This window comes from Micromonospora sp. NPDC049900, assembly GCF_044461025.1.
In the GTDB taxonomy this organism is placed as follows: domain Bacteria; phylum Actinomycetota; class Actinomycetes; order Mycobacteriales; family Micromonosporaceae; genus Micromonospora.
In genome coordinates this window covers 17,935-42,146 of sequence record NZ_JBITKM010000005.1, presented here as the reverse complement: position 1 = coordinate 42,146, position 24,212 = coordinate 17,935, and the positions used below count along the sequence as shown (strand labels likewise).

The 24,212-nt window shown below is 72.5% G+C and carries 24 protein-coding genes, 1 pseudogene and 1 riboswitch; of the genes and pseudogenes, 14 read left to right on the top strand and 11 right to left on the bottom strand.

All coding sequences use genetic code 11. The features are described 5' to 3' along the window. Window positions 1-99 precede the first annotated feature (99 nt). The gene (locus ACIBMZ_RS14140; protein ID WP_396693628.1) at window positions 100-1,269 is read left to right on the top strand and encodes an LLM class flavin-dependent oxidoreductase; all 1,170 of its coding nucleotides are present in this window, start codon (window positions 100-102) and stop codon (window positions 1,267-1,269) included. Window positions 1,270-1,323: 54 nt separating this feature from the next. On the opposite strand, the gene ACIBMZ_RS14135 is transcribed toward ACIBMZ_RS14140, so the two are convergent. The 3 genes from ACIBMZ_RS14135 to ACIBMZ_RS14125 form a co-directional block, all read right to left on the bottom strand. After that, a complete protein-coding gene (locus tag ACIBMZ_RS14135; RefSeq protein ID WP_396693627.1) occupies window positions 1,324-1,836 on the bottom strand; it encodes an NUDIX domain-containing protein in 513 nt (170 codons plus the stop codon). A 70-nt stretch (window positions 1,837-1,906) separates the two neighbouring features. After that, window positions 1,907-3,952 (bottom strand): glycogen debranching N-terminal domain-containing protein, encoded by a 2,046-nt coding sequence (locus tag ACIBMZ_RS14130; protein WP_396693625.1) that lies wholly within the window; start codon window positions 3,950-3,952, stop codon window positions 1,907-1,909. Window position 3,953: 1 nt separating this feature from the next. After that, window positions 3,954-4,340, bottom strand: a complete 387-nt coding sequence (locus tag ACIBMZ_RS14125; RefSeq protein WP_396693623.1) for an SCP2 sterol-binding domain-containing protein — start codon at window positions 4,338-4,340, stop codon at window positions 3,954-3,956. A 497-nt stretch (window positions 4,341-4,837) separates the two neighbouring features. On the opposite strand from ACIBMZ_RS14125, the gene ACIBMZ_RS14120 reads away from it, so the two are divergent. Next, on the top strand, window positions 4,838-5,152 hold the full coding sequence (locus ACIBMZ_RS14120; RefSeq protein WP_396693621.1) for a TraR/DksA family transcriptional regulator: 315 nt from the start codon (window positions 4,838-4,840) through the stop codon (window positions 5,150-5,152). A 28-nt stretch (window positions 5,153-5,180) separates the two neighbouring features. Here ACIBMZ_RS14120 and ACIBMZ_RS14115 read toward each other — a convergent pair whose 3' ends face one another. Further along, window positions 5,181-5,708 carry an ATP-binding protein gene (locus ACIBMZ_RS14115; RefSeq protein ID WP_396693619.1) on the bottom strand — a complete coding sequence of 176 codons (528 nt, stop codon included), beginning with the start codon at window positions 5,706-5,708 and terminating at the stop codon, window positions 5,181-5,183. 96 nt (window positions 5,709-5,804) lie between these two features. Here ACIBMZ_RS14115 and ACIBMZ_RS14110 point away from each other — a divergent pair. Further along, a pseudogene (locus ACIBMZ_RS14110) lies at window positions 5,805-6,035 on the top strand (VOC family protein); the annotation flags it as partial. A gap of 28 nt (window positions 6,036-6,063) precedes the next feature. Here ACIBMZ_RS14110 and ACIBMZ_RS14105 read toward each other — a convergent pair. Both ACIBMZ_RS14105 and ACIBMZ_RS14100 read right to left on the bottom strand, forming a co-directional pair. Continuing rightward, entirely contained in the window at window positions 6,064-6,888 is an 825-nt protein-coding gene (locus tag ACIBMZ_RS14105) for an alpha/beta fold hydrolase (protein WP_396693617.1), read from the bottom strand. After that, the gene (locus ACIBMZ_RS14100) at window positions 6,885-7,760 is read right to left on the bottom strand and encodes an SDR family oxidoreductase (protein WP_396693615.1); all 876 of its coding nucleotides are present in this window, start codon (window positions 7,758-7,760) and stop codon (window positions 6,885-6,887) included. The genes ACIBMZ_RS14105 and ACIBMZ_RS14100 overlap by 4 nt, the downstream gene beginning before the upstream one ends. Before the next feature lie 201 nt (window positions 7,761-7,961). On the opposite strand from ACIBMZ_RS14100, the gene glpK reads away from it, so the two are divergent. After that, a complete protein-coding gene (gene glpK / locus ACIBMZ_RS14095; protein ID WP_396693613.1) occupies window positions 7,962-9,479 on the top strand; it encodes a glycerol kinase GlpK in 1,518 nt (505 codons plus the stop codon). Window positions 9,480-9,627: 148 nt separating this feature from the next. Then, window positions 9,628-10,959, top strand: coding sequence for a carbohydrate-binding domain-containing protein (locus ACIBMZ_RS14090; RefSeq protein ID WP_396693611.1), 1,332 nt, complete (start codon window positions 9,628-9,630; stop codon window positions 10,957-10,959). Between the two features lie 187 nt (window positions 10,960-11,146). Here the strand turns inward: ACIBMZ_RS14090 and ACIBMZ_RS14085 are convergent, their stop codons facing one another. After that, window positions 11,147-12,043: a TetR family transcriptional regulator gene (locus ACIBMZ_RS14085; protein ID WP_396693610.1), complete on the bottom strand. Its 897-nt coding sequence runs from the start codon at window positions 12,041-12,043 to the stop codon at window positions 11,147-11,149. Window positions 12,044-12,151: 108 nt separating this feature from the next. Between ACIBMZ_RS14085 and ACIBMZ_RS14080 the strand changes: the two genes are divergently transcribed. Both ACIBMZ_RS14080 and ACIBMZ_RS14075 read left to right on the top strand, forming a co-directional pair. Beyond that, entirely contained in the window at window positions 12,152-13,135 is a 984-nt protein-coding gene (locus ACIBMZ_RS14080) for an ATP-binding cassette domain-containing protein (protein ID WP_396693608.1), read from the top strand. Then, window positions 13,132-14,757 (top strand): ABC transporter permease, encoded by a 1,626-nt coding sequence (locus tag ACIBMZ_RS14075; RefSeq protein WP_396693606.1) that lies wholly within the window; start codon window positions 13,132-13,134, stop codon window positions 14,755-14,757. The genes ACIBMZ_RS14080 and ACIBMZ_RS14075 overlap by 4 nt, the downstream gene beginning before the upstream one ends. A gap of 75 nt (window positions 14,758-14,832) precedes the next feature. On the opposite strand, the gene ACIBMZ_RS14070 is transcribed toward ACIBMZ_RS14075, so the two are convergent. Genes ACIBMZ_RS14070 through ACIBMZ_RS14060 form a run of 3 tightly spaced genes read right to left on the bottom strand, consistent with a single transcriptional unit; the run spans window position 14,833 to window position 17,221 of the window. Further along, window positions 14,833-15,564 carry an amino acid ABC transporter ATP-binding protein gene (locus ACIBMZ_RS14070; RefSeq protein ID WP_396693604.1) on the bottom strand — a complete coding sequence of 244 codons (732 nt, stop codon included), beginning with the start codon at window positions 15,562-15,564 and terminating at the stop codon, window positions 14,833-14,835. Continuing rightward, window positions 15,561-16,343: an amino acid ABC transporter permease gene (locus ACIBMZ_RS14065; protein WP_396693602.1), complete on the bottom strand. Its 783-nt coding sequence runs from the start codon at window positions 16,341-16,343 to the stop codon at window positions 15,561-15,563. The genes ACIBMZ_RS14070 and ACIBMZ_RS14065 overlap by 4 nt, the downstream gene beginning before the upstream one ends. 35 nt (window positions 16,344-16,378) lie before the next feature. Beyond that, window positions 16,379-17,221 (bottom strand): ABC transporter substrate-binding protein, encoded by an 843-nt coding sequence (locus tag ACIBMZ_RS14060; RefSeq protein ID WP_396693600.1) that lies wholly within the window; start codon window positions 17,219-17,221, stop codon window positions 16,379-16,381. 266 nt (window positions 17,222-17,487) lie between these two features. Further along, a riboswitch (SAM riboswitch) is annotated at window positions 17,488-17,600 on the bottom strand. Window positions 17,601-17,893: 293 nt separating this feature from the next. On the opposite strand from ACIBMZ_RS14060, the gene ACIBMZ_RS14055 reads away from it, so the two are divergent. The 7 genes from ACIBMZ_RS14055 (at window position 17,894) to ACIBMZ_RS14025 (ending at window position 23,632) form a co-directional block, all read left to right on the top strand. Then, window positions 17,894-18,196 carry an urease subunit gamma gene (locus tag ACIBMZ_RS14055; RefSeq protein WP_396693598.1) on the top strand — a complete coding sequence of 101 codons (303 nt, stop codon included), beginning with the start codon at window positions 17,894-17,896 and terminating at the stop codon, window positions 18,194-18,196. Further along, the gene (locus ACIBMZ_RS14050) at window positions 18,193-18,555 is read left to right on the top strand and encodes an urease subunit beta (RefSeq protein WP_396693597.1); all 363 of its coding nucleotides are present in this window, start codon (window positions 18,193-18,195) and stop codon (window positions 18,553-18,555) included. The genes ACIBMZ_RS14055 and ACIBMZ_RS14050 overlap by 4 nt, the downstream gene beginning before the upstream one ends. Beyond that, a complete protein-coding gene (locus ACIBMZ_RS14045; RefSeq protein WP_396693595.1) occupies window positions 18,552-20,255 on the top strand; it encodes an urease subunit alpha in 1,704 nt (567 codons plus the stop codon). The genes ACIBMZ_RS14050 and ACIBMZ_RS14045 overlap by 4 nt, the downstream gene beginning before the upstream one ends. Then, on the top strand, window positions 20,255-20,938 hold the full coding sequence (locus ACIBMZ_RS14040) for an urease accessory protein UreF (protein ID WP_396693593.1): 684 nt from the start codon (window positions 20,255-20,257) through the stop codon (window positions 20,936-20,938). The genes ACIBMZ_RS14045 and ACIBMZ_RS14040 overlap by 1 nt, the downstream gene beginning before the upstream one ends. Further along, entirely contained in the window at window positions 20,928-21,665 is a 738-nt protein-coding gene (ureG, locus tag ACIBMZ_RS14035; RefSeq protein WP_396693591.1) for an urease accessory protein UreG, read from the top strand. Before ACIBMZ_RS14040 ends, ureG begins: the two co-directional genes overlap by 11 nt. Continuing rightward, the gene (locus ACIBMZ_RS14030) at window positions 21,665-22,426 is read left to right on the top strand and encodes an urease accessory protein UreD (RefSeq protein WP_396693589.1); all 762 of its coding nucleotides are present in this window, start codon (window positions 21,665-21,667) and stop codon (window positions 22,424-22,426) included. The genes ureG and ACIBMZ_RS14030 overlap by 1 nt, the downstream gene beginning before the upstream one ends. Window positions 22,427-22,609: 183 nt before the next feature. Then, window positions 22,610-23,632 carry a serine hydrolase gene (locus tag ACIBMZ_RS14025; protein ID WP_396693588.1) on the top strand — a complete coding sequence of 341 codons (1,023 nt, stop codon included), beginning with the start codon at window positions 22,610-22,612 and terminating at the stop codon, window positions 23,630-23,632. 62 nt (window positions 23,633-23,694) lie between these two features. On the opposite strand, the gene ACIBMZ_RS14020 is transcribed toward ACIBMZ_RS14025, so the two are convergent. Continuing rightward, window positions 23,695-24,144 (bottom strand): MarR family winged helix-turn-helix transcriptional regulator, encoded by a 450-nt coding sequence (locus tag ACIBMZ_RS14020; protein ID WP_396693586.1) that lies wholly within the window; start codon window positions 24,142-24,144, stop codon window positions 23,695-23,697. Window positions 24,145-24,212 lie beyond the last annotated feature (68 nt).

The window sequence follows — 24,212 nt, the reverse complement described above, 5'->3', positions numbered from 1 at the left end:
CTAAGCCGATAGGTTTTATCGATAGTCTGTCCGCGTGGTCGTCCCATCTCTCAGGAGTGGTCGGCCGGACCCACCCCTGCGCGCCCGGAGGATCGAGTCATGTCGTTGACGTTCCACTGGTTCCTGCCCACGTACGGCGACAGCCGGGACATCGTCGGCGGCGGGCACGGCATGTCGGCGGGAAGGGCCGGCGGCGCCCGCCCGCCCACCATCGGCTACCTCGGCCAGATCGCCCGCACGGCGGAGCAGCTCGGCTTCGTCGGCGCGCTCACCCCGACCGGGGCCTGGTGCGAGGACGCCTGGCTGACCACCGCCATGCTCACCGAGGTCACCGAGCGGCTGAAGTTCCTGGTCGCCTTCCGACCCGGTCTGCTCTCGCCGACCCTCGCCGCGCAGATGGGCGCCACCTTCCAGCGGCTCTCCGAGGGACGGCTGCTGGTCAACGTGGTCACCGGCGGCGAGGCACACGAACAGCGGGCGTACGGGGACTTCCTGGACAAGGACGCCCGGTATGCGCGTACCGACGAGTTCCTGCACGTGGTGCGGGCGCTGTGGCGCGGTGAGACGGTCGACCACAGCGGCACCCACGTCCGCGTCGAGCAGGCCCGCCTGGCCCGGCTGCCCGACCCGGCCCCGCCGGTCTACTTCGGCGGCTCGTCGGCGGCGGCCGGTCCGGTCGCCGCCCGGCACAGCGACGTCTACCTGACCTGGGGCGAGCCGCCGACGCAGGTCGCCGCCAAGCTCGACTGGATCCGCAAACTGGCCGCCGAGGCCGGCCGGACCGTGCGGTTCGGCATCCGGCTGCACGTCATCTCGCGCGACACCGCCGACGAGGCGTGGGCGCAGGCCCGACGACTGCTCGACGGTATCGCCGACGCCGACATCGCCGCCGCGCAGGAGGGGCTGCGCCGCAGCGAGTCCGAGGGGCAGCGACGGATGCTCGACCTGCACGGTGGGTCCCGGGACGGCCTGGAGATCAGCCCCAACCTGTGGGCCGGGGTCGGTCTGGTCCGTGGTGGCGCGGGCACCGCCCTGGTGGGCAGCCACACCGAGGTCGCCGACCGGATCGCCGAGTACCACGCGCTCGGCCTGGACGAGTTCGTGCTCTCCGGGCATCCGCACGTGGAGGAGGCGTACTGGTTCGGTGAGGGGGTGCTGCCGATCCTGCGGGCGCGCGGGCTGTGGCACCACCCGGCGGGCGCACCGGTGGTGTCGCAGCCCGCCGGCATCCCGTTCGCCACCCCGCCGGTGCCGTCGGGTCGGGGCTGACCCGAACGTCGTCAGCCGGTGCCGGGCGGATGATCCGGCACGCGTACCCGCCGGTCAGCCGGACCGGCGGGCGAAGAAGTCGGCCAGCATCCGGGTGTGGGTGGAGAACGCCAGTTCAGTGGGCTCGGTCAGCACCAGCCACTCGGTGGCCTCCGCTGTCGGGGCCGACGGCGGCAGGTCCTCGGCGGCGCGTACCGGCAACTCTCCGAAGATCATCATGGTGCCGCCGGCCGGTGCACCGTGCACCGCGAGCAGCTCCGCGGTGGCGGAGTCGGCGACCAGCCCCGTCTCCTCCCACAACTCGCGGACCAGCGCGTCGCGCCACTCCTCGCCGTACTCGACGAAGCCGCCCGGCAGCGCGAGCAGCCCGCGTGCCGGTTCGATGTCCCGCCGGACGACGACCACGCCGAGACCGGTGACGGTGCGGACCGGCAGCAGCGCCACGGCCACCGGCAGCGGGTTGCGCCAGACCGTCTGGCCGCAGGCCGCGCAGATCCGGGGCCACCCGGCGTCCGCCGGGTAGGCGGCACCGCAGGACGAGCAGTGCGAGTACGGCAGGCCGGTCATGTCGCTGCACGTTACCCCGACGATCGGGACGCGGCGCCGACGGTCAGCCCGGCGGTGGCGCGGTGTGCGGTCAGGCAGTGTCCGCCCGGGCGTTGCCGATCGCGTCCTTGTGTCCCCAGCGGCCCGGGATGTCGAGCAGTTCGATCCGGCCGAACCGCTGCGGTATCGCCGGATGCACCACCAGGTGCTCGCCGTACGGCTCCAGGCCGAGCAGGGTCCGCAGCAGCAGGAAGATCGCGCCGGTGGCGGAGGCCTGCGGGCTGTTCGCCGCCGGGTACGGCACCGGGAAGCGGGTCAGCTCCCGGTCGTAGCCGGCGAACGACTCCGGCACCCGCCCGGCGAAGTGCTGCGCCGCGTCGATGATGCTCTCCGCGATGACGCCCGCCTCGGCGAGGAAGCCGTACCGGCGCAGCCCCATCGCGATCAACGAATTGTCGAACGGCCAGACCGTGCCGACGTGGTAGCCGAGTGGGTTGTAGCTGACCTGTCCGGTGGCGAGCGTCCGGACGCCCCAGCCGGAGAACAGCCGGGGACCGAGCAGGTGGTCGGCGACCGAGGCGGCCTTGTCGTCGTCGGCGATGCCGCTCCACAGCAGGTGCCCCATGTTCGACGCCAGCGCGTCCACCCGGTCGCCGTCGGGGCCCAGCGCCAACGCGAAGTACCCGCCGTCGTCGATCCAGAAGTCCCGGTTGAACCGCTGCTTGAGCTGCGCCGCCTGCTGGTCCAGGCGGTCGGCGTACGCCGGGTCGCCCCAGAACTCGCGGGCCAGCCGGGCGCCGCGCCGTTTCGCGTCGTACGCGTAGCCCTGCAACTCGCAGGTGGCACGGGGCAGTCCCGGCAGCCGGCCGTCGCGATAGCAGATCGCCTCCGGGGAGTCCTTCCAGCAGTGGTTCTTCGCCCCGCTGTGTTCGTTGCGCGGCTGGTACCAGATGTACCCGTCGCCGCGTACGTCGCCGTACTCGTCGATCCACCGCAACGCGGCCCGTGCGGCGTCCTCCAACTCCCGGACCAGCGCACCGTCCCCGGTCCAGCGTTCGTATTCGTCGAGCAGGACGACGAACAGCGGCGTGACGTCGGCTCCACCGAAGTAGGGCGACTGCGGGCGTTCCTCGAAGGCCGCCATCTCGCCGTACCGGAACTCGTTGAGGATCTTGCCCGGCTCCTCGTCCCGGAAGTCGTCGAGCACCGTGCCCTGGTTGAGCGCGAACAGACGCAGCGTGGTGGTGGCCAGGCGGGGCACGAACGGCAGCGTCTGGAAGCAGGTGAAGATGCTGTCGCGCCCGATGAGCGTCGCCGACCAGGGCAGTCCGGCGGCCGGCATGGACTCGTTCGGTGCGGCCAGCGGCGTGTAGCGCAGACCCGCCAGGTCCACCAGCCCGCGCCGGTAGGTGGTGGTCATCGGTTCCCAGTCGCAGGTGAGCTGGGGCGCGTCGGCCAGCCACTCGCTGAGGTCGTGACGCAGTCGCGCCCCCTTGAGGTGCCCGTGGTGGCCGAGCCGGGTCCGGATGTCCTCGCCGTTCGGACTGGGGACCAGGCCGGTCACCTGGAGTCGTGTGCTCCACTTGCCCTGCCGGGCGACCTGGATCCGGAACGTCAGCCCGCGCTCGTCGACCTCGGCGGGTTCGCTGGAGGAGACGTCGGTGAGCCGATGGAAATTCTCCCGCCGGTAGCCCAGCCGCAGGCGGTCGTCGGACACCTCGCGGTAGCCGCGCACCGTCGAGGCGCGCGGCCACACCACGTTGTAGATCGGGGCGAAGTCGCTGTCCACCTCGACGCGCAGGACGTGGTCGACCGCCTCGCCGGTGTGGTTGAGCACGGTCAACTGCTCGACGAACCCGCAGCCCGAGATCCACCGGTCCCGGATGACCGACACCTTGGCGTCCACGTAGTGGGTCGGATGGCCGGGCACCAGGAAGAACCTGATCTCGTAGTAGTTGGGGTCGTGCACGGCCAACGGGTGCAACTGCTCCCCGTCGAGGCTGAGCTGCCAGGTGGACAGGAACCGGGTGTCGAAGGCGAAGAAGCCGCTGGGGTTGCTGAGGCTGAACGCCATGTCGCCGTTGTCCTCGCTGAGCGCGAAGACGTTGCCGTCGAGGATGCGGACCAGCTTCTGCACGTCAGTTCCGCTCCCGGGCCGGGCTGCCGCCACCGGCCACCTCACGAGGGTGGCGGGCGCCCGGTGGCGGGGCGAAGATCCGCTCCAACATGATCACGAAACGGAACTCGCCGTCCGCGGTGAAGTCGTTGCGCAGCCAGGCGGGCAGTGGCTTGACCTCGCCGTGTGCCATCCGCAGGAACAGCGCCTCGTCGGCACCGATCACCGTGTCCGCGGGGGCCGCGTCGCCCCGGACGACCGTCACCCGCCCGTGGTCGATGCGGACCAGCCAGTGCTCGACATGGTCGGGGTAGCGCAGGTCGAAGCGGACCGTGCCGGAGACCTGGCGCAGCATCCGGCCGCCGTCGCGGGCCAGACCGTCGAAGAAGTGGCGCACCGCCTCGGACATCCCCACCACCTCCTGCGGACCGGCGGCAGCGGACCGCGACCGCCCCACACGGCGCGGCGGATGTGCCGGTCAAGCTGCGGTATCTGTCACCTTAGCGGCTTAAGTACGTATACGGGTGGGTCTGCTACCGGGACCGTCCGGATTTGCCATTGGTTTCCTGTGCTGCCGCGCCTATGGTGGTCCGATGCATCCCGCCGCTCCGCTGTTCCGCGCCGCCGTCGCCACGGCGGTGCCGCTGGCGGCTGCGCTGGGGCGGTGCGCCGCGACCCGGCCGGCGTGGGTGTCCGCGCGGGCCGGTCACGGTCAGCCGCGTCCCGCCGGTCGGAGCCCCCCGGCATCCCGTCGCACACACACGACGGCCAGGGGCGAAGCGGACAGCTTCGGCCCTTTTCTATTTTCCGAGGAGGGAACAGCGGCATGAGCCAGCAGAGCGAGCGAATCATCCGGTGCAGTGCGGTGAGGTCTCATGGCGGCACGCAGCGGCGCGGAGTGACGGCATGAGCACCGACACGTACGACCAGCAGTGGCGCACCGAACTCCAGGCGACGTTGACGCACGAGTTCGAGGCGCAGACGGCCCGGCTGACCGAGCTGACGGCCGACACCGGCGACCCGGCGGAGGCGCTCACCAACGGCGCGCTGATCGCCGCCACCCGACAGAGCCTGGAGCAGATCACCGGGGCGCTGCGCCGTCTCGCCAGCGGCAGCTACGGGAGCTGCGAGAAGTGCGGCACCACGATCCCTCGGGAGCGCCTGGAGATCCTGCCGCACGCCCGGTTCTGCGTGCCCTGTCAGCAGAAGCACAACGGCTGACTCGGGTGCCGGCTGCCGCGTCGAGCGCCTATCGGCGCGGCAGCCCCTCGTCGCCGCCACGTGGGCCGGCGGGCGGACCGCTCGGGGGTAGCCCCGGCAGTACGGTCGGCTGGTCGATCAGGCTGGCGGTGACGGTGGCGGTCATGCCGTCGGGTCGGCGGGTGAGGGTCAGCGCACCGGTGAGCTGGTGGGCCAGCCAGAGGCCGCGCCCACCGGCGGTGGTGCTCGGCGGCAGGTGCACCGTCAGGTCGGCGTCGGGCTGGTCACCGTGGTCGGAGACCTCGCAGACCAGCAGGTGGGCACGCTGGATCAGGTCGAGACGTCCCTGCCCCCCGCCGTGCAGCACGGCATTGGTGACCAGCTCGTGCACGGCCAGGACGAGATCCTCGGCCAGGTCGCCGGTGAGGCCCGCGGCGGCGATCCGCGCGGCGAGCAGGTGCCGCAACGGCGTCACCGTCTGTGCGGTGAAAGACTCGGACAGTAGGCAGATCTCCTCGCCGACCCCCGACATCGGGCCGCCGGTGCCGCCGGCGTCCGGTTGGGCGAGGTTGCTCATGCAGGCAGATTACGTCGTCCCTCGGCATCTGCGACCCTTGCCGGACAGCAAGCATCGCGGTGGGGGCGCTGCTCGGGCCCCGATTGGCATGATCGAATGCCGCAGCTCGCCGCACGCACTCTCGGCCCCACCGAGTCGGTGCTGCTGAGCGATGCGACCGGGACCGGGCCGAACATCGGGATCGCCCCCGCCGGGGACCTGCCGCCGGTCGGCCGGATCCGACTGGACCTGACCGCCGAGGACGGGGAGATCGCCTCGGTGGTGGCCGCCGGGGCGACCGTGCGGCGTACGCTGCCGCGCTGGACCGTGCTGACCGACCCGGAGGGCAACGAGTTCCGTCAGCACCGACCTCGGCTCAGCCCGCCGCGTCCGCGCGGTCGGCGGGGCGGGGCAGCGCGCCGGTGGTCTCCAGGATCAGCGTGGCGACCGCCTCGGGATCGTCGCTCATCGGCACGTGCCCACAGCCGGACAGGGTCTGCACACGGGCGCCCGGCAGGTCGGCGCGGGCCCGCTCGGCCTGGTGGACACCGAAGATGCGATCTCGGTCACCCCAGCCGATGGTGACCGGTGTCGCGCACCCGCCCAGCGCGGCACAGTCGACCCGGTAGCCCCGGGCGGCCCGGGCGACGGTGCCGAAACCGGCACACCGGCGCAGGGCGAGGGCGTCGGCCAGGGCCCGCTCGGCGTCCAGCGCCGCCGGACGGGCCACCAGCGGGCCGAAGCACCACGCGCGCAGCCCCGGCGAGCGCAGCGCGGCCCGGATCAGTGGGGTGGGCAGGTGACTGGTGGCCCGCATCCAGCTCAGGGCCCGCAGTGCGCGGCGACGCTCGGCGTCGGTGAAGAACCCGGCGGGGGAGAGCGCGGTGACCGAGGCGGCCAGCCCGGAGGCGGCCAACTCCAGGCCGATCGCCCCGCCCAGGCTGTACCCGGCGACGTGCGGCCGGTCCCACCCCCATTCGGCGAGTACCGGCCGGATCGTCGCGACGATGGCCGCCATGTCGGTGGGCATTCCGGTCGGCGGCACCGGGGATTCGCCGAAGCCGGGCAGGTCGATGGCGATCACGTCGTGATGCGCGGCGAGCCGGTCGAACACCGGGTCCCACGCCTGGTGCCGGTGCCCGATGCCGTGCACCAGCAGCAGCGGATCCCCGGCCCCGGCCCGCCGGAAACGCAGCGTCACGAGCCACCACCCCCCACCGAGGTACGCCCGAAGGAGCGCCCGAGCAGACGCACCTCGTCCTCCATCTGCGCGACCATGGTCGTACCCCCGAAGCGGCTGATCACCGCGTCGGCCAAGCGACTCTGCGCGATCGGCCGCAACGCCTGGACCAGGCCGATCGAGCGCGGAATGTAGATCTTGCGGCGGCGACGCTCGATGCCGCGTAGCAGCTCCTCGGCGCACCGTTCGACGCCGACCACGGTGTTCAGCGGCCACGGCAGCCGGCGCTGGGCCTGCCGGAACGAGGCCAGGTCGTCACGCAGGTCCCGGACCAGGTCGGTGTCGATCCAGATCGGATGAGCGGTGCCCACGGTCAGGCCGTGCCGCCGGTTCTCCAGGCGCAGCACGTTGCCGAACTGCTCCGCGCCCGCCTTCGACGCGCAGTACGCGGCCATCCCGGGCATCGCGCCGAAGGCCGCCGCCGAGGAGACGATCAGCACGTGCCCCCGGGCGGCGAGCACCTGCGGCAGGGCCGCGCTGACGGTTCGCACCACGCCGGTGAGGTTGACCTCGATGGTGCGCGCGAGCGCGTCGACCGGCCCCAGCGCGACCGTACCCAGGTTCGCGATGCCGGCGTTGGCCACCACCACGTCGATACCGCCGTACCGCTCGACGGTGGAGGTGACCGCGTCGTCCAGCGCGGACTGGTCGGTCACGTCCGCCTCGTACCAGTGGCCGTCCAGCTCGGCGGCGAGCTGCCGCAGCAGCGCCGGCTCCAGGCCGACCAGCGCGACGCGGGCGCCCCGGGCAGCGGCGCCCCGGGCCAGCTCGGCGCCGATGCCCCGGGCCGCGCCGGTGATCAGGATCGTCCGGTCGCGAAGGTCGTACCGCATCGGCGTGCTCCCTGTCCCGGTCGGCGCCGCCGGTGGTGGTGGCGCGGTGGGCGACGGGACGGAACCAGACCGTACCGCGACCGCCGGTCGGCAGCTCGGCGGAGGCACCGGCCGTGCGGGTCGGCGTCGTGCTGCTGCGGACAGCGGGGTCGGCATCGGGAAGGATCGGCCCGACGACCACGACGAGCAGGAGACCCCCGCATGGCTGACTTCGTCGGTGCCGTGGACCAGGGCACCACCAGCACCCGCTTCATGATCTTCGACCACGGCGGTACCGAGATCGGCCGTCACCAGCTCGAACACCAGCAGATCCTGCCGCGCGCCGGGTGGGTGGAGCACAATCCGCTGGAGATCTGGGAGCGGACCCGTACCGTCGTGCGTACCGCCCTGAACACGCACGGCATCGCCGCCGCCGACCTCGCGGCGCTGGGCGTCACCAACCAGCGGGAGACGACGGTGGTGTGGAACCCGCGCACCGGTCAGCCGTACTACAACGCCATCGTCTGGCAGGACACCCGCACCGACCGGATCGCCGCCGCGCTGGACCGCGACGGCCGGGGCGACGTGATCCGCCGCCGGGCGGGCCTGCCCCCGGCGACCTACTTCTCCGCCGGCAAGATCCAGTGGATCCTGGAGAACGTCGACGGGGTGCGGGCCGCCGCCGAACGCGGCGAGGCGGTGTTCGGCACCACCGACACCTGGCTGCTCTGGCACCTGACCGGCGGCCCGGACGGCGGGGTGCACGTCACCGACGTCACCAACGCCAGCCGGACCATGCTGATGAACCTGGAGACGCTGGACTGGGACGACGAACTGCTGTCGTTCTTCGGCATCCCCCGGGCCATGCTGCCGGCCATCCGTCCCTCGTCCGACCCGGACGCCTACGGCAGCACCCGGCCCGACGGTCCCTTCGGCGGGCCGGTCCGGATCACCGGCGACCTGGGCGACCAGCAGGCGGCCACCGTCGGGCAGGTCTGCTTCGCGCCCGGCGAGGCGAAGAACACCTACGGCACGGGCAACTTCATGCTGCTCAACACCGGCACGGAGCTGGTCCGGTCGGAGGCGGGCCTGCTCACCACCGTGTGCTACCAGTTCGCCGGAGCGGACCCGGTCTATGCGCTGGAGGGGTCGATCGCGGTCACCGGATCGGCCGTGCAGTGGCTGCGTGACCAGCTCAAGATCATCAACAGCGCGGCGCAGAGCGAGGACCTGGCCCGCCAGGTCTCCGACGCCGGCGGGGTGTACTTCGTACCCGCCTTCTCCGGCCTGTTCGCCCCGTACTGGCGGTCCGACGCGCGCGGTGCCATCGTCGGCCTGTCCCGCTACAACACCGACGCCCACATCGCACGGGCCACCCTGGAGGCCATCTGCTACCAGAGCCGCGACGTGGCCGAGGCGATGGCCACGGACTCGGGCGTGGCCCTGGAATGCCTCAAGGTCGACGGCGGGGTCACCGTCAACGACCTGTGCATGCAGTTGCAGGCGGACATCCTCGGGGTGCCGGTGAGTCGGCCGGTGGTCGCCGAGACCACCGCCCTCGGTGCCGCGTACGCCGCCGGATTGGCGGTCGGCTTCTGGCGGGACGCCGACGAACTGCGGGCGAACTGGAACGAGAGCCGCCGCTGGGACCCGACCTGGTCACCGCAGCAGCGCGCGACCGGCTACGCCGGTTGGCAGAAGGCGGTACGCCGCACCCTGGACTGGGTCGACGTGGACTGACCGGACGGCGGCGGCGGACCGCGTTTCGGTGACGTTTCGTGGACGCGACATCACTGCGTGTTGCTGTCGCGATACCGGGATGTCCGCTCAGTCTGCCTTAGCATCCCGATGTCCGGCAGGTGCCGGTGTGGGACAGGGAGGGGCAAAAATGCGGATCACGCGGGCCATCGTGGCGATCGTGGTCGTGTTGTCGGCCGGCGTGCTCGCGGGCACGGCGAACGCGGCGGAACCGTCACCGTTCACGGTGGTCAACGGGTCGATCAACCCGGCGACCGGCACGCCCGTGCCCCCGTCCGGCACGCACGCCACGCTGTGGCGCAACAGCAGTCACGCCACCACCGTGCTCCAGGGCTCCGGCCAACTCGTGATCGGTGCGATCGGGGACGAGTGCGACGGCTGGCCGGTCGCCCGGGTCAGCGTGGGCGGCCAGCCGGTCGGCGAGGTGACCGTCACCAGCGCCACCGAGTACGGCAGCTACCTCGTCGGCGCACCGCTGGCGTACGGGCGGCACTCCGTCCGCATCGAGCTGGTCAACGACCGCTACACCACCACCTGCGACCGCAACGTGCACGTGGCGTACGCCCGGACGCAGGAGGCCGGGCCGGTCGACACCACGTTCGGCTTCGCGGTGGTGCCGGACACCCAGGAGGAGGTGCTGACCGCGGGCGACACCCGGCTGCGGCAGCGCATCGACTGGCTGGTGGCCCAGCGCAGCGCCCTGGACCTGCGCTTCGTCACCCACTCCGGTGACGTGGTCAACTACGACACCCCCGACCACGTGCAGTACGCCCGCGCCAGCGCCGCCCTGCGCCCGCTGGAGGCGGCCGGTCTGCCGTACACCCTGGCGGTCGGCAACCACGACACCCAGGTCTTCGGTCCCGACGGCGTGCTGCGCAGCCCGGCCGGGCCGTTGCTGCGCGACACCACGACCTTCAACCAGTACTTCACCGTCGACCGCTTCGGGGTGGCCGGGGGGCGGTTCGAGCCCGGCAAAGTGGACAACGTCTTCGCCACCTACCACGCCGGTGGGGTGCAGTGGCTGGTGCTGACGCTGGAACTGTGGCCCCGACGGGCGGCAGTCGCCTGGGCGCAGCAGGTCGTCGAGGCACACCCCCGGCACAACGTGATCGTCGTGACCCACCACTTCCTGGAGAGCGACGCCACCATCGGCCAGAGTGCCGCCTTCGGGTCGACGAGCCCGCAGTACGTCTTCGACAACCTGATCCGGCGGTACGCCAACATCCGGTTCGTCTTCTCCGGGCACACCGGCACCGCCGCGTCCCGGGTGGACACCGGGCTGCACGGCAACCGGATCCACTCGTTCCTGCAGACGTTCCACTCGCCCCGGACCAACCCGGTACGGCTGGTGGAGATCGACACCGCGGCGAACTCGCTGCGTACCTGGATCCACGCGCCGTACACCAACGAGGATTTCCCAGCCCACACCCGCACCTACACCAACCTCAACCTACTCCGCTGACCCGCCCACCCCACCCCCGCCGCCCCACCCCACCACCCACCACCCCCTCCCGTCGTGGTTGATCAAGAAGTTTTGGTCGTCCTGGGCACGTGAACCGTGCCCAAACTCCTTGATCAACGCGGCGGTTGGGGTGCGGGGGTGGGGTGGGCGGACAGCGGGGTGGGTGGGGGTTGGGGATGTCTTGAAATTAGCTCGAAACTGTCTCAGTATCGTTGTTGGATTCGAGATGGCGGTAGACGGTGGCTCGGGACACCCCGAACTCGGCGGCGATCTCGTCGGCCGAGTGGGTGCCCGCCAGGTGCATCCGGCGGGCTGCCGACACCTGGTCCGGGCTCATCGAACGCGGACGCCCCGGGCGTCGTCGGCCAGCGCGTGAGCGCGGGTCGACGGTGGCCGGGTCGACGGTTGCCGGGGCGTTGGTGTCCGGAGTGCTGGTGGCGGCTCCGGCGGTGGGGGTGGCTCCGGCGGTGGGGGTGGCCTCGGCGGGGTCGGTGACGGTCGGCGGGGTGGCCGTCGGCGCGGTCTGCGACGCGGCTGGCGGGGGGTCTGCCAGCAGGCGGCGGACGCCGTCGAGCATGTCCTCGCGCAGTGCCTCTGCTGGCACCTCGGCGAGGAAGAGCACCGGGTCGCCGCACATCGCGAGCGCCTGTACCGCCCGGACGCGTTCCCGCACGCCGGGGTTGGGCCCGGCCACGATCTCGTTGGCCCGCATGGCGATCTGCATCAGGCTCTGGTAGTCGGTGCCCTGGCCGACCAGCGCCAGGTCGTGGTAGAGCATGCCCAGCGAGTGCCGGTGGGCCAGCATGACGTCCACCCAGCCCTCCAGCAGCGTCCATCGGGCCTGCTGCGCCGGTAGCGCCTCGGCCCGGTCGAGCAGGGACTCCAGGTCCCGTACGAACGGCCCGGCGAGATCACCGAGCAGGTGTGCCTTGCTGGGGAAGTGATAGAGGATCGCCGCCTTGGTCAGTCGCAGGCGTTCGGCGATCTGGCGTAGCGAGGTGCGTTGGTAGCCCTGCTCGATGAACATGTGCAGGGCCGTACGCAGGATCCGGCTGCGCGTGTCGTCGACTTCCTCCCAGCTCATGGCGTAGAGCCTAGCCCGTCCTGACCGTCGGACGGAGACCTGCGCGAAACCACTTACCGACGGTCAGTACAGTGGGGTGGTCGACACACCGAGCGACAGGAGGCACCCATGTCCGTGATCTCGATCGAGAACCTCGTCAAGACCTTCGGCGGTGTACGTGCCCTCGACGGGCTCGACCTGACGGTGGAACCGGGGGAGGTGCACGGCTTCCTGGGGCCCAACGGCGCGGGCAAGTCCACCACCATCCGGATCGTGCTCGGCCTGCTGCGCCGTGACTCCGGGCAGGTACGGGTCCTCGACGGCGACCCGTGGCGGGACGCGGTCGCGCTGCACCGGCGGTTGGCGTACGTACCCGGTGACGTCAACCTCTGGCCCAACCTGACCGGCGGCGAGGCGATCGACCTCTTCGGCGCGTTGCGTGGCGGTCTGGACCGACGCCGCCGCGACGAGCTGGTACGACGCTTCGAGTTGGACCCGACGAAGAAGTGCCGCACCTATTCCAAGGGCAACCGGCAGAAGGTCGCCATCGTCGCGGCCTTCGCGTCCGCCGTGGAGCTGTACGTCCTGGACGAACCCACGTCCGGACTGGATCCGCTGATGGAGGCGGTGTTCCAGGAGGAGGTGCGCACGCTCACCGGGGCGGGGGCGAGCGTGCTGCTCTCCAGCCACGTGCTCGCCGAGGTGGAGGTGCTCTGCGACCGGGTCAGCATCATCCGGGACGGACGTACCGTGGAGTCCGGCAGCCTCGCCGAGTTGCGCCACCTGGCGCGTACCACGGTGACCGTCGAGACCGCACGGCCGCTGACCGGGCTGGCGGAGCTGCCCGGCGTGCACGAGGTCCGGCCGGTCGACGGCCGGGTCAAGCTGGAGGTCGAACCGGCGCACCTGGACACCCTCCTCGGCCACCTGGTCCGGTTCGAGGTCCGCGCCCTGACCAGCACGCCGCCCACGCTGGAGGAGCTGTTCCTGCGGCACTACGGCGACAGCGCCGACGCCGGGCGGCAGACCGGCGACGCCGCAGGGCGGACCACCGACGCCTCGGGGCAGACCGGCGACGCCGCGCGGCAGACCACCGCCGGAGGTGCCCGATGAGCGCCTTCACCGGCACCGGGCGACTCGCCCGCCTCGCGCTGCGGCGCGACCGGACCCGCCTGGCCGTCTGGGTCCTCGGCACCCCGCTGATCGGCTACGGCCTGGCCGAGAGCGTCGCCGGGCTCTACCCCGACGAGCAGACCCGCCTCGGGTACGCCGAGACCGCCCTGTCCAGTGTGGTCGCCCGCGCCTTCAACGGTCCGATCGCGAGCACCGACCTCGGTGCGGTGGTGGTCGCCGAGACGTACCTCACCCTCACCCTGCTCGCCGCGCTGCTGAGCACGTTCGCGGTGATCCGGCACACCCGGCAGAACGAGGAGACCGGGCGTGCCGAACTGCTCGGCGCCACCGTCGTCGGCCGGTACGCCCTGCTCACCGCCGCCCTGCTGGTGGTGGTCGCCGCGAACCTGGCCTCCGCCGCGCTGCTCGCCCTGGCCTTCGTCGGCGCCGGACTGCCGGTCGCCGGTTCGGTGACCGCCGCCGCGGCGATCGGCGGGGTCGGGGTCGCCTTCACCGGCGTCGCGGCCGTCACCGCGCAGGTCTCGGTGAGTTCCCGGAGCGCGAACGCGCTCGCCGCGGCCACCGTGGGCGTCGCGTTCCTGCTGCGTGCCGCCGGTGACGTGCTCGGCGAGCGCAGCGCCGACGGCACCCGGCTGGACAGCGCCTGGCCGACCTGGCTCTCGCCGCTGGGCTGGGGCACCCAGGTACGCGCCTTCGGTGCCGAACGACCGTGGATCCTCGCCCTGCCGGTGGCGCTGCTGGTCGCCGGGGTCGCACTCGCCTACCTGCTGGCCGAACGTCGGGACGTGGGTGCGGGGCTGCTCGCCGCGCGGCGTGGACCGGCCCGAGCGGGCGCGGGGCTGCTCGGGCCGGTCGGCCTGACCTGGCGGTTGCAGCGGGGTGCACTGGCCGGCTGGGCGGTGGCGGTGGTGGTGCTCGGCCTCTCCATGGGGGTGGCCGGTCACGAGGTCGACGCGATGATCGCCGAGAACCCGGCAGCGGCCGAGGCGATCGCCCAGCTCGGCGGCGGGGCGGAACTCGTCGACGCGTACCTGGCGGCGATCCTCGGCCTGTACGCGTTGACCATCGGCGCGTACGCCGTGCAGGCCCTGCTGCGGACGCGCAACGACGAATCCGACGGCATCCTGGAGGCGCTGCTGGCCACGGCGGTGAGCCGGACCCGGTGGCTCGGGATCCAGGTGGGTGCCGCCGTGCTCGGCGCGGTGCTGCTGGTGCTGCTGGCCGGTCTCACCACCGGGCTCGGGTACGGCCTGGCGGCCGGTGACCCGATCGGCTGGACGGTCGAGCTGGGCGGGGCGGCGCTGCTGCGGCTGCCCGCACTGCTGGTGCTCGTCGGGGTGGTGACCGCCCTGTTCGGTGCGGTACCCCGCTGGTCGGTGGCGTCGAGCTGGGCGGTGCTGATCGCCTTCCTGCTGCTCGGGCAGTTGGGCGCGGTGCTGGAGTTGCCGCAGGCGGCGCTGAACCTGTCGCCCTTCACCCACGTGCCGTCGGTGCCCGCCGCCGATTTCAGGGTGCTGCCCCTGGTGGTGCTCACCGCCGTGGCGGCCGTGCTGCTGGCCGTCGGACTGGGCGCGTTCCGGCGGCGCGATACTCCGACCTGAGGTGAAAGGAGGGGACCCCTGCTAACGCCTCGTGCAGAGCAGGGGTCCCCTCCTTTCACCGCCGCCGCCCCCGCGCTACAGCACCTGCGAAAGGAACCGGCGCAGGCGCGGGTGCTCGGCCGACTCGAAGATCGCGGTCGGCTCGCCGGCCTCCAGCACCACCCCGGCGTCCATGAACGCGACGGTGTCGGCGACCTCGCGCGCGAAACCCATCTCGTGGGTCACCACCACCATGGTCATGCCCTGCGAGGAGAGGTCCGCCATCAACGCCAGCACGCCCTTGACCAGCTCCGGGTCCAGCGCCGAGGTGGCCTCGTCGAAGAGCATCACCTGCGGCTGCATGGCCAGCGCCCGGGCGATGGCCACCCGCTGCTGCTGCCCGCCGGACAGGTGCGCCGGGCGGGCGTCGGCCTTCGCGGCCAGCCCCACCCGGTCCAGGTGGGTACGGGCCACCGCCACCGCCTCGTCCTCGCCGAGCTTGCGGATGCGCCGCAACGCGACGGTGATGTTGCGCAGCACGCTCATGTGCGGGAACAGGTTGAACTGCTGGAACACCATGCCGACCCGTTGCCGCAGGGCGTCCGGGTCGTCGCGCAGCACACTGCGCCCGTCCAGCAGCACGTCGCCCCGGTCCGGTTCGAGCAGCCGGTTGACGGTCCGCAGCAGCGTCGACTTGCCGGACCCGGACGGGCCGATCACGCAGGCGGTCGCGCCGCGCGCGACGTCCAGGTCCACCCCGCGCAGCACCTGGTGACGGCCGAAGGCCAGGTGCACGTCGCGCAGGCTCAGGCTGACCGAGGTACTCATCGTTGGTTGCCTCCGGCGGCGCCGGGCAGCGCCAGGTCGAGGTCGTCGGGATCGTCACCGGCCGGTCCGGTCGCCGGGCGGCCGTGCCGCAGCCGCCGGTCGATCCAGTTGACGACGTGCGTCAGCGGCACGGTCAGCGTCAGATAGAAGAGCCCGGCCAGCAGCAACGCCGACTGGTTGCCGGTGTTGGCCGCGTAGTCCTGCCCGATCCGGAACAGCTCCCGCTGGCTGGCCAGCAGACCGAGGAAGTAGACCAGGCTGGAGTCCTTGATCAGTGCGATGAGCTGGTTCACCCAGGCCGGTAGGACCCGCCGGACACCCTGCGGGATCACCACCACCCGCATCGCCTCCCACCAGGAGAAACCGAGCGCGCGGGCGGCCTCCACCTGGGTCGCCTCCACGGACTGGATGCCGGAGCGGAAGATCTCCCCGATGTACGCCGCCGCGATCAGCGACAGCGCCAGGATCCCCAGCGGGTACGGGTTCGGTCCCCACACCTGCATGCCCAACGGTGCCAGGCCGACCCCGATCAGCAGGATCGTCGCCGCCGCCGGCAGGCCACGGAACACGTCGGTGTAGACCCGGGCGGGCCACCGCAACCAGCGGGTACGCGAGATGCCCGCGACGGCCAGCACGATGCCCATGGCCGAGCCGAGCAGGGCGGCGGTGACCGCCAGGATCAGCGTGTTCGGCAACCCGACGGTGATCATCTCGGGCAGCGCCTCGCGCATCGACTCCCAGTCGAAGAACGTCTCCCACAGGGTGCGCAACGGATCCACGGTCGACCTCCGCCCTACTCGCTCGTCGTCCTACCTCAGGAGGCGGCCGGTGCCGACACGTCGCCGCTGCCCGGGGTGAAGTCGGCCGGGATCGGCCGCCCCGGGTAGTACTGCTCCTGGAGTCGGGTCCAGGTGCCGTCGGCGATGACCTCGTCCAGGGCCCGGTTGAGCGCCTCGCGCAGCGGGTCGTTGCCCTTGGCGACCGCGTATGCGGTGGGTGCCGGGCTGAGCTCCTTCGCCGCGACCTTGATCTTGCCGCCGCTGTCGGCGGCGGTCTTCTCGCCGATCTCGGCCGGGGCGATCCAGGCGTCCGCGGTGCCGGCCTTGAGCTGGTTGATCGCGCCGTTGTAGTCCGGCACCCGCACCGGGTCGAGGCCGCGCCCGGTGGCGTAGTCGTCCTGGACGGTGCCCTGCACGACCACCACCCGCTTGCCGGACAGCTCGTCGAAGCCGGTCAGCGTCGATCCGGCGGGCACGTCGAGCCCGAAGTACCCGAAGTCGTAGCCGTTGCCGAAGTCGACCGTCTTCTTCCGCGCCTCGGTGATCGTGATCGAGGAGCTGCCGACGTCGAACTTACGGTTGTTGACCTGGGCCAGCAGGCCGGAGAAGTCGGTGCCGACGAACTCCACCCGCAGGCCGAGCTTGTCGGCGGCGGCGACCAGCAGGTCGTTGTCGAACCCGGTGAACTGGCCGTCCTTGAGATAGACGTTCGGCGGCGCGTCGGTGAGCGTGCCGGCCCGCAGCACCCCCGGCTGGAGCAGGTTGTACGGGTTGTCGGCGGTCTCGCCGTCCGAGCCGCACGCGGTGAGGGCGGTGGCGGCGAGCACGGCGGTGACGCCGACGGCGACGGCCCGGGTCAGGGCGGGAAGGAAGCGCACAGGTGTCTCCTGGATGAACGGCGGCGGGCACGCACGTGCCACGCCGACGGTCCGCCGTGGGACGGACCGTGAGGGGTGGGAAAACGGAACGGGGCTGGTCGTCCGACCGGGCAGGTCGGCGGCCGGGTAGCGACGCAGGTCAGCTACACGCGGCGCTGCACACCCGCATCATGTCGACGTGCCGACGCCGGGTCAGATCCCGGCAGGCCACCGGTCGACAGCGGTAAGGCATGGTTCTCCTCAAGGTCGTGATGACCTGGGACACCAGGCCACGCTTGCACCGGAGGTCGCTCCGATGCCTGGTCCTCACCCGGGGCACCCCTGCGCGGACGAGGGTTGCCGGCCAGCGAGCCGGGGCTTGACGCTGGCGCTCTTGACCTGTCGCCGAGGCTAGCAGCCGGTGACGGGGCAGCGTCCACCCGTTATGACGACCCTCACGCGGGGTGTTGCCCGCCGCCCGCGTGATCCCTTACGGTCTGCTCAGCGGTGGGCGGTGCGGTCCGCATCCGACCCGACACCGCCGGTGGTCCGCCACGCGGACCGGGGAGGTGGAAACCCCGGGGCCCGCGCACGTGGCGGTCGGACCGGCGGGCGAACCCCGACCGGCGGTCGGCGCGTCGAGGCGCCGGGCCGACGGTGTCCGGGGGCGCGGACACCCACCGGGAGCACCCCGTGTATCTCACCCCGCACGAGCAGGACCGCCTGCTCGTCCACGTGGCGGCGGACGTCGCCCGGCGCCGCCGCGAACGCGGCCTGCGTCTCAACTACCCGGAAGCCGTCGCGGTGCTCACCGCCTTCCTCCTCGAAGGCGCGCGCGACGGGGCGTCCGTGGTCGACCTGATGGCCTCCGGCCGCACCGTGCTGACCCGGGACGACGTGCAGGACGGCATCCCCGAGTTGCTGAGGGAGGTGCAGGTGGAGGCGACGTTCCCGGACGGCACCAAGCTGGTGACGGTGCACCACCCGATCCCGTGATCCCCGGGGAGATCCTGCCGGCCGCCGGGCCGGTGGAGATCAACGCCGGTCGTCCGGTGACCACGCTGCTCGTGGTGAACACCGGCGACCGGCCGGTGCAGGTCGGGTCGCACTACCACTTCGCCGAGGCCAACCCGGCCCTGGACTTCGACCGGGCCGCCGCCTGGGGGCAGCGTCTGGCCGTACCGGCCGGGACGTCCGTGCGTTTCGAACCGGGCGTGAGCCGCACCGTGGATCTGGTGCCGCTGAGCGGCGCGCGGATCGTCCCCGGCCTGCGCGGCGAGTGCGCCGGCTCACTGGACCCGACCCCGACGGCGGTGTCTCACGGCGGCGCGCAGCGGAGCGGAGGGACGGCATGAGCATGGTGGAGCGGGAGCGCTACGTCGCGCTCTACGGGCCGAGCACCGGTGACCGGATCCGGTTGGCCGACACGAACCTGCTGATCGAGGTCGAGCACGACCACTGTGCCGGCGGTGACGAGGCGGTCTTCGGCGGCGGCAAGGTGATCCGCGAGTCGATGGGCCAGTCCCGGGCCACCCGGGCCGAGGGCGCGCTGGACACCGTCGTCACCGGCGCGGTGGTCCTCGACCACTGGGGCGTGGTCAAGGCCGACGTGGGGATCCGCGACGGGCGGATCGTGGCGCTGGGTCGGGCGGGCAACCCGGACACCATGGACGGTGTCCATCCGGATCTGGTGATCGGCCCGGCGACCGAGGTGATCGCCGGCAACGGTCGGATCCTCACCGCCGGGGCGGTCGACACCCACGTGCACCTCATCTGCCCGCAGGTCGTCACTGAGGCGCTGGCCGGTGGGGTCACCACCCTGGTCGGTGGTGGCACCGGACCGGCCGAGGGCACCCGCGCCACCACCGTCACACCGAACGCCTGGCACCTGGCCCGGATGCACGAGGCCCTGGACGCGTTCCCGGTCAACGTCCTGCTGCTCGGAAAGGGCAACACGGTCTCCACCGAGGCGCTCTGGGAGCAGTTGCGGGCCGGTGCGGGCGGTTTCAAGCTGCACGAGGACTGGGGCACCACCCCGGCGGCGATCGACGCGTGCCTGCGGGTCGCGGACGCCTCGGGCGTGCAGGTCTCCATTCACACCGACACCCTCAACGAGGCCGGGTTCGTCGCGGACACCCTGCGGGCGATCGGCGGTCGGGCGATCCACTCCTACCACACCGAGGGGGCCGGGGGCGGACACGCGCCGGACATCATCACCGTCGCCGGGGAACCGAACGTACTGCCGTCGTCGACCAACCCGACCCGCCCGTACACCCGCAACACGCTGGCCGAGCACCTCGACATGCTGATGGTCTGCCACCATCTGAACCCGGCGGTGCCGGAGGACCTGGCGTTCGCGGAGAGCCGGATCCGACCGTCCACGATGGCCGCCGAGGACCTGCTGCACGACCTCGGCGCGATCTCCATCATCGGCTCGGACTCGCAGGCGATGGGCCGGGTCGGCGAGGTCGTGCTGCGGACCTGGCAGAGCGCGCACGTGATGAAGGCGCGGGTGGGGGCGTTGGCCGGTGACGGTGCCGCCGACAACCACCGGGCCCGGCGGTACGTGGCGAAGTACACCATCTGCGCGGCCATGGCCAACGGGCTCGACCACGAGATCGGCTCGGTCGAGTCGGGCAAGCTCGCCGATCTGGTGCTCTGGGAGCCGGCGTTCTTCGGCGTCCGGCCGCACCTGGTGATCAAGGGCGGCTTCATCGCGTACGCCCAGATGGGGGACGCGAACGCCTCGATCCCGACGCCGCAGCCGATGCTGCCCCGACCCATGTTCGGCGCGTACGGCGTCGCAGCCGCCGCCACCAGCCTGGCGTTCGTGGCACCCGCCGCGCTCGACGCCGGGTTGCGCCTGGACGTGCGTCGCCGGGTGGTGCCGGTCGCCGACGTGCGGTCGCGCGGCAAGACCGACCTGCCGGAGAACGGTGCGCTGCCGCGCATCGAGGTGGACCCGGACACCTTCACCGTGCGGATCGACGGCGAGGTGGTCGAACCCGACCCGGTGACCGAGTTGCCGATGGCCCAGCGCTACTTCCTGTTCTGATGACCGCGTCGACCATGCTGTTGCTGCTCGCCGACGGGCGGTTCCCGGCCGGGGCGCACGCCCATTCGTCGGGTCTGGAGGCGGCCGTCGCGGCCGGGCGGGTGACCGACCTGGCCACGCTGGGGGAGTACCTGCGCGGGCGGCTCGCCACCGCCGGGCTGGTCGCGGCGGCGTTCGCGGCGGCGTCCCGTCGGGCCGCCCGGTCGGCCGGACGCCGGGACCTGCTGGTGCGGCTCGACGCCGAACTGGACGCCCGGACCGTGTCACCGGCCCAGCGGGCGGTGTCCCGACGACAGGGCCGGGCACTGCTGCGGGCCGGGCGCGAGATCTGGCCCGACGACACCTTCGACGATCTGCCCACCGTGCCGCCCGGCCCGCACCAGCCGCTGGTGCTGGGGCTGGTCGGTGCCGCCGCCGGTCTGGACCCGGCGCAGGTCGCCACGGTCGCCGCGCACGCGACGGTGACCGGTTCGGCAAGCGCCGCCGTACGTCTGCTCGGCCTCGATCCCTATCGGGTGCAGGCCCTGCTGGTGCGGCTCGCGGTCGCCTGCGATGCCACCGCGGCGCGGGCGGCGCGGGCCGCCGAGGAACCACCGGAGCGGTTGCCGGCCGCCGCCGCTCCGCTCGCCGACATCCATGCCGAAGTTCACGCCACCTGGGAGGTGCGTCTCTTTGCGTCCTGAGACCGATCACGACGAGTCCGTTCCCCACACCCACCCGGAGCCCGGTGTCGACCCGCACGCCCCGCTGCCCGCCGCGTCGCGGGCGTTGCGGGTCGGCATCGGCGGGCCGGTCGGCTCCGGCAAGACGGCGCTGGTCGCCGCGCTGTGCCGGGCCTTCGCCGACGAGTTGCGGCTGGCGGTGGTGACCAACGACATCTACACCACCGAGGACGCCGACTTCCTCAAGCGGGCCGGGGTGCTCGACCCGGACCGGATCCGGGCCGTGGAGACCGGCTGCTGCCCGCACACCGCCATCCGCGACGACATCGGCGCCAACCTGGACGCGGTAGACGAGTTGGCCGAGGCGCTCGGCCCGCTGGACCTGGTGCTCGTGGAGAGCGGCGGGGACAACCTCACCGCCACCTTCAGCCGAGGGCTGGTCGACCGGCAGATCTTCGTGGTCGACGTGGCCGGCGGGGACAAGGTGCCGCGTAAGGGCGGCCCCGGGGTGACCGCCGCCGACCTGCTGGTGATCAACAAGACCGACCTGGCCCCGATGGTCGGTGCCGACCTGTCGGTGATGGACCGCGACGCGCGGGCCCGTCGGGGCGACCTGCCCACGGTGTTCCAGTCCATCACCGAGGACCCCCTGGCCACCCGGGTCGCCGCGTGGATCCGGCACGAACTGGCCCACCATCGGGCCGCGTCCGCGCACACCGGCCACCCGGTACCCGCCGGGCGGTCCTGATGCGGGCCGCCGCCCGGCTGGTGGCCCGCGCCGACCGGCACGGCCGCACCGTGCTGGCGGAGCTGCGCGGGGAGAGCCCTCTGCTGCTGCGCCAGGTGCCGGCGTCGGGCGGTGGCGTCACGGTGTACGTCGTCGGCGGTGCGGCCGGTCCGCTCGCCGGCGACGACCTGCGGCTGGACGTCGAGGTGGCTCCCGGCGCGGTGGTCGACGTCCGGACCGTGGCGGCCTCGATCGCCCTGCCCGGCCGCCCCGGCGCGGTCTCCCGGATGCTGGTCCGGGCGACCGTCGCCGCCGACGCCACGCTGCGCTGGCTGCCCGAGCAACTCGTCGCGGCGGCAGGCTGTGCGCACGTGGCCGACGCGCAGGTGGACGTGGCCGAGGGCGGCACCCTGCACTGGCGGGACGAACTGATCTGCGGCCGGTATCGGGAGGCACCCGGCAACGCCGAGGTCGTCACCCGGGTCGACCTCGGCGGTCGACCGTTGCTGCGACAGTCGTTGGCGGTCGGGCCGGACGCACCCGGCTGGTCCGGCCCGGCGGTGCTCGGCGACGCTCCCGCCACCGGCTCGCTGCTCGTGGTCGACCCGACCGCACCGGCCGAGCCTCCGGCGGTCCGGGGCCCGGTCGCCCGGCTACCGCTGGCCGGCGGTCCGGCCACCCTCTGGACCGCCACCGCCCCGGACGCGCACACCCTGCGGACGTACCTCAGCCCAACGGCGACGGCGTTCCCGGCCGACGACCGGATTGCCCGAGTCGGGTGAGGCCGTCCCGAAGACCTCGGTACGAGACGGCCGCTACCGGGGCGCTCCCGTACCAAGGTCTGGGCGTAGCGAGGCGGACGAGGTCCACTTCGGAGTGACGGCCAGCGATAGATGGGTGGGTATGGCAGGGTGTGTCCGGTGCCGGCAATCCCGCCGGTGGCACGCCGGACCAGAGGAGTGGCAATGGCCGAGCAGATGAGTCGACGGGCCGCGATCGGGATCGGGGCCGCCGCGGCGGCCCTGGTGGCGACACCGGCCGGTGCCGTCGCCGCGCCGAGTGCGCCGGTCGGAGACGCGTCCGGCCCCGGTGGAGCACAGGCGCTGATCGGGCGTGCCTATCGGCAGCAGAAGGCGCGGGCGGGCGGCGTGTGGCACTCGCACGTGGCGATGGTGGACGGCACCGGTGCGCTGCGGACCGTGGTGGCCGACGACGCCGACCGGGTGACGCACGGGTACAGCGTGCAGAAGCTGGCGGTCGCGGTGGCGGTGATGGACAAGATCGACCGAGGTGAGCTGTCGCTCGGCCAGCGCCTCGACCTGACCGGCGACATCATCCTCGGCGGCAGCGGCATCTACTTCCTGCACACCGTCTGGGGTGACGAGATCACCGTGGCGAACTTCCTCACCGCGATGCTGCTCGTCTCCGACAACACGTCGGTGCGGATGTGCGGTCGGGTGGTGCCGGCGCTGGAGATCAACGAGATCCTCGCGGCCAAGGGCTTCACGCACACCCGGGTCGAGCCGGTGGCCAACCCGAACCGCTTCTTCCTCGGCGTGACCACCCCGCGCGAGACGCACGACCTGCTCTGGCGGCTGGCCGACAAGACCCTGCTCTCGACCCGGTCGAGCGACTTCCTGCTCGGCATCCTGCGCTGGGTGAACGGCTACCACGACGGGATCCGCCGCGACATGTCCTCGGCGGAGCGCAGCCGGGTGGCCACCAAGTACGGTGCGGACTTCGACGAGAGCGGCGCAGCCCGGCACGAGGCCGGCATCATGTTCGACGCGACCGGCGCACCGACGCTGACCTACGCCTTCTTCGCCGACTCCCTCGGCGACCTGGACAACTACGGCGGCACCCACCCGGCGGTACGCGCCCACGCGACCCTGGGCCGGGTGATGTTCGACGCCGTCGGGCCGGTCACCAACGACGCGGCACGGGCCCGCCACTCCGTCCACCGGTTCCGCCCGGTCAACGGCGGCTGACCGACGTCAACCGGCACCATGGCCGGCCGGCGACGGTGACTCGCCGCTGGTCGGTCCCGGCGTCAGACCCGGGTCGGGGCCGGACGGCGCTCCGGCTCCAGCCGTCCGATCAGGTCGTCGAGGTGCCCGGCCAGGTCTGCGTCGCCCGAGGCGCTCAGCCCGGACAGGTCGGTGTGGATCCGCGCGGCGACCCGCTCGTGCTCGCGCCGCCCCCGGTCGGTCAGGTACGCCCGGATGCGCCGCCGGTCGAACGGGTCGACCCGCCGGAACACGAGGTTGCGGTCCACGAGTTGGTCGACCAGCTTGGTCAGGGTGCCCGGCGGCAGGGACGCCTCGGCGGCGACCTCGCTCATCGGGTGCCCCCGACCGTCGGCGAGCAGGCAGAGCACCCGCCACGCCTCGATGGTGAGTGACTCGACGGAGAGCACCCCGCCGACCCGGCGGGCGAGCAGCCGCTCGGCGCGGGTGAGCAGGGGTAGCAGGTCGGCTGCGGAGCCGGGAAGGTCTGACATGGCACTCCCGCCTGGCGGTTGCCGAGTCATCGTACCGAGACGTCCCGTCTGCTGGGGAGGTCTGGTCA

What these genes read in the sequence shown, in the direction of transcription:
- ACIBMZ_RS14090 (WP_396693611.1), top strand. Translation starts at nt 9,628, where the DNA reads ATGCGGATCACGCGGGCCATCGTGGCGATCGTGGTCGTGTTGTCGGCC.
- ACIBMZ_RS14075 (WP_396693606.1), top strand. Translation starts at nt 13,132, where the DNA reads ATGAGCGCCTTCACCGGCACCGGGCGACTCGCCCGCCTCGCGCTGCGG.
- glpK (WP_396693613.1), top strand. Translation starts at nt 7,962, where the DNA reads ATGGCTGACTTCGTCGGTGCCGTGGACCAGGGCACCACCAGCACCCGC.
- ACIBMZ_RS14125 (WP_396693623.1), bottom strand. Translation starts at nt 4,340, where the DNA reads ATGTCCGAGGCGGTGCGCCACTTCTTCGACGGTCTGGCCCGCGACGGC.
- ACIBMZ_RS14080 (WP_396693608.1), top strand. Translation starts at nt 12,152, where the DNA reads ATGTCCGTGATCTCGATCGAGAACCTCGTCAAGACCTTCGGCGGTGTA.
- ACIBMZ_RS14100 (WP_396693615.1), bottom strand. Translation starts at nt 7,760, where the DNA reads ATGCGGTACGACCTTCGCGACCGGACGATCCTGATCACCGGCGCGGCC.
- ACIBMZ_RS14115 (WP_396693619.1), bottom strand. Translation starts at nt 5,708, where the DNA reads ATGAGCAACCTCGCCCAACCGGACGCCGGCGGCACCGGCGGCCCGATG.
- ACIBMZ_RS14140 (WP_396693628.1), top strand. Translation starts at nt 100, where the DNA reads ATGTCGTTGACGTTCCACTGGTTCCTGCCCACGTACGGCGACAGCCGG.
- ACIBMZ_RS14040 (WP_396693593.1), top strand. Translation starts at nt 20,255, where the DNA reads ATGACCGCGTCGACCATGCTGTTGCTGCTCGCCGACGGGCGGTTCCCG.
- ACIBMZ_RS14025 (WP_396693588.1), top strand. Translation starts at nt 22,610, where the DNA reads ATGGCCGAGCAGATGAGTCGACGGGCCGCGATCGGGATCGGGGCCGCC.
- ACIBMZ_RS14070 (WP_396693604.1), bottom strand. Translation starts at nt 15,564, where the DNA reads ATGAGTACCTCGGTCAGCCTGAGCCTGCGCGACGTGCACCTGGCCTTC.
- ACIBMZ_RS14135 (WP_396693627.1), bottom strand. Translation starts at nt 1,836, where the DNA reads ATGACCGGCCTGCCGTACTCGCACTGCTCGTCCTGCGGTGCCGCCTAC.
- ACIBMZ_RS14020 (WP_396693586.1), bottom strand. Translation starts at nt 24,144, where the DNA reads ATGTCAGACCTTCCCGGCTCCGCAGCCGACCTGCTACCCCTGCTCACC.
- ACIBMZ_RS14085 (WP_396693610.1), bottom strand. Translation starts at nt 12,043, where the DNA reads ATGAGCTGGGAGGAAGTCGACGACACGCGCAGCCGGATCCTGCGTACG.
- ACIBMZ_RS14045 (WP_396693595.1), top strand. Translation starts at nt 18,552, where the DNA reads ATGAGCATGGTGGAGCGGGAGCGCTACGTCGCGCTCTACGGGCCGAGC.
- ACIBMZ_RS14030 (WP_396693589.1), top strand. Translation starts at nt 21,665, where the DNA reads ATGCGGGCCGCCGCCCGGCTGGTGGCCCGCGCCGACCGGCACGGCCGC.
- ACIBMZ_RS14120 (WP_396693621.1), top strand. Translation starts at nt 4,838, where the DNA reads ATGAGCACCGACACGTACGACCAGCAGTGGCGCACCGAACTCCAGGCG.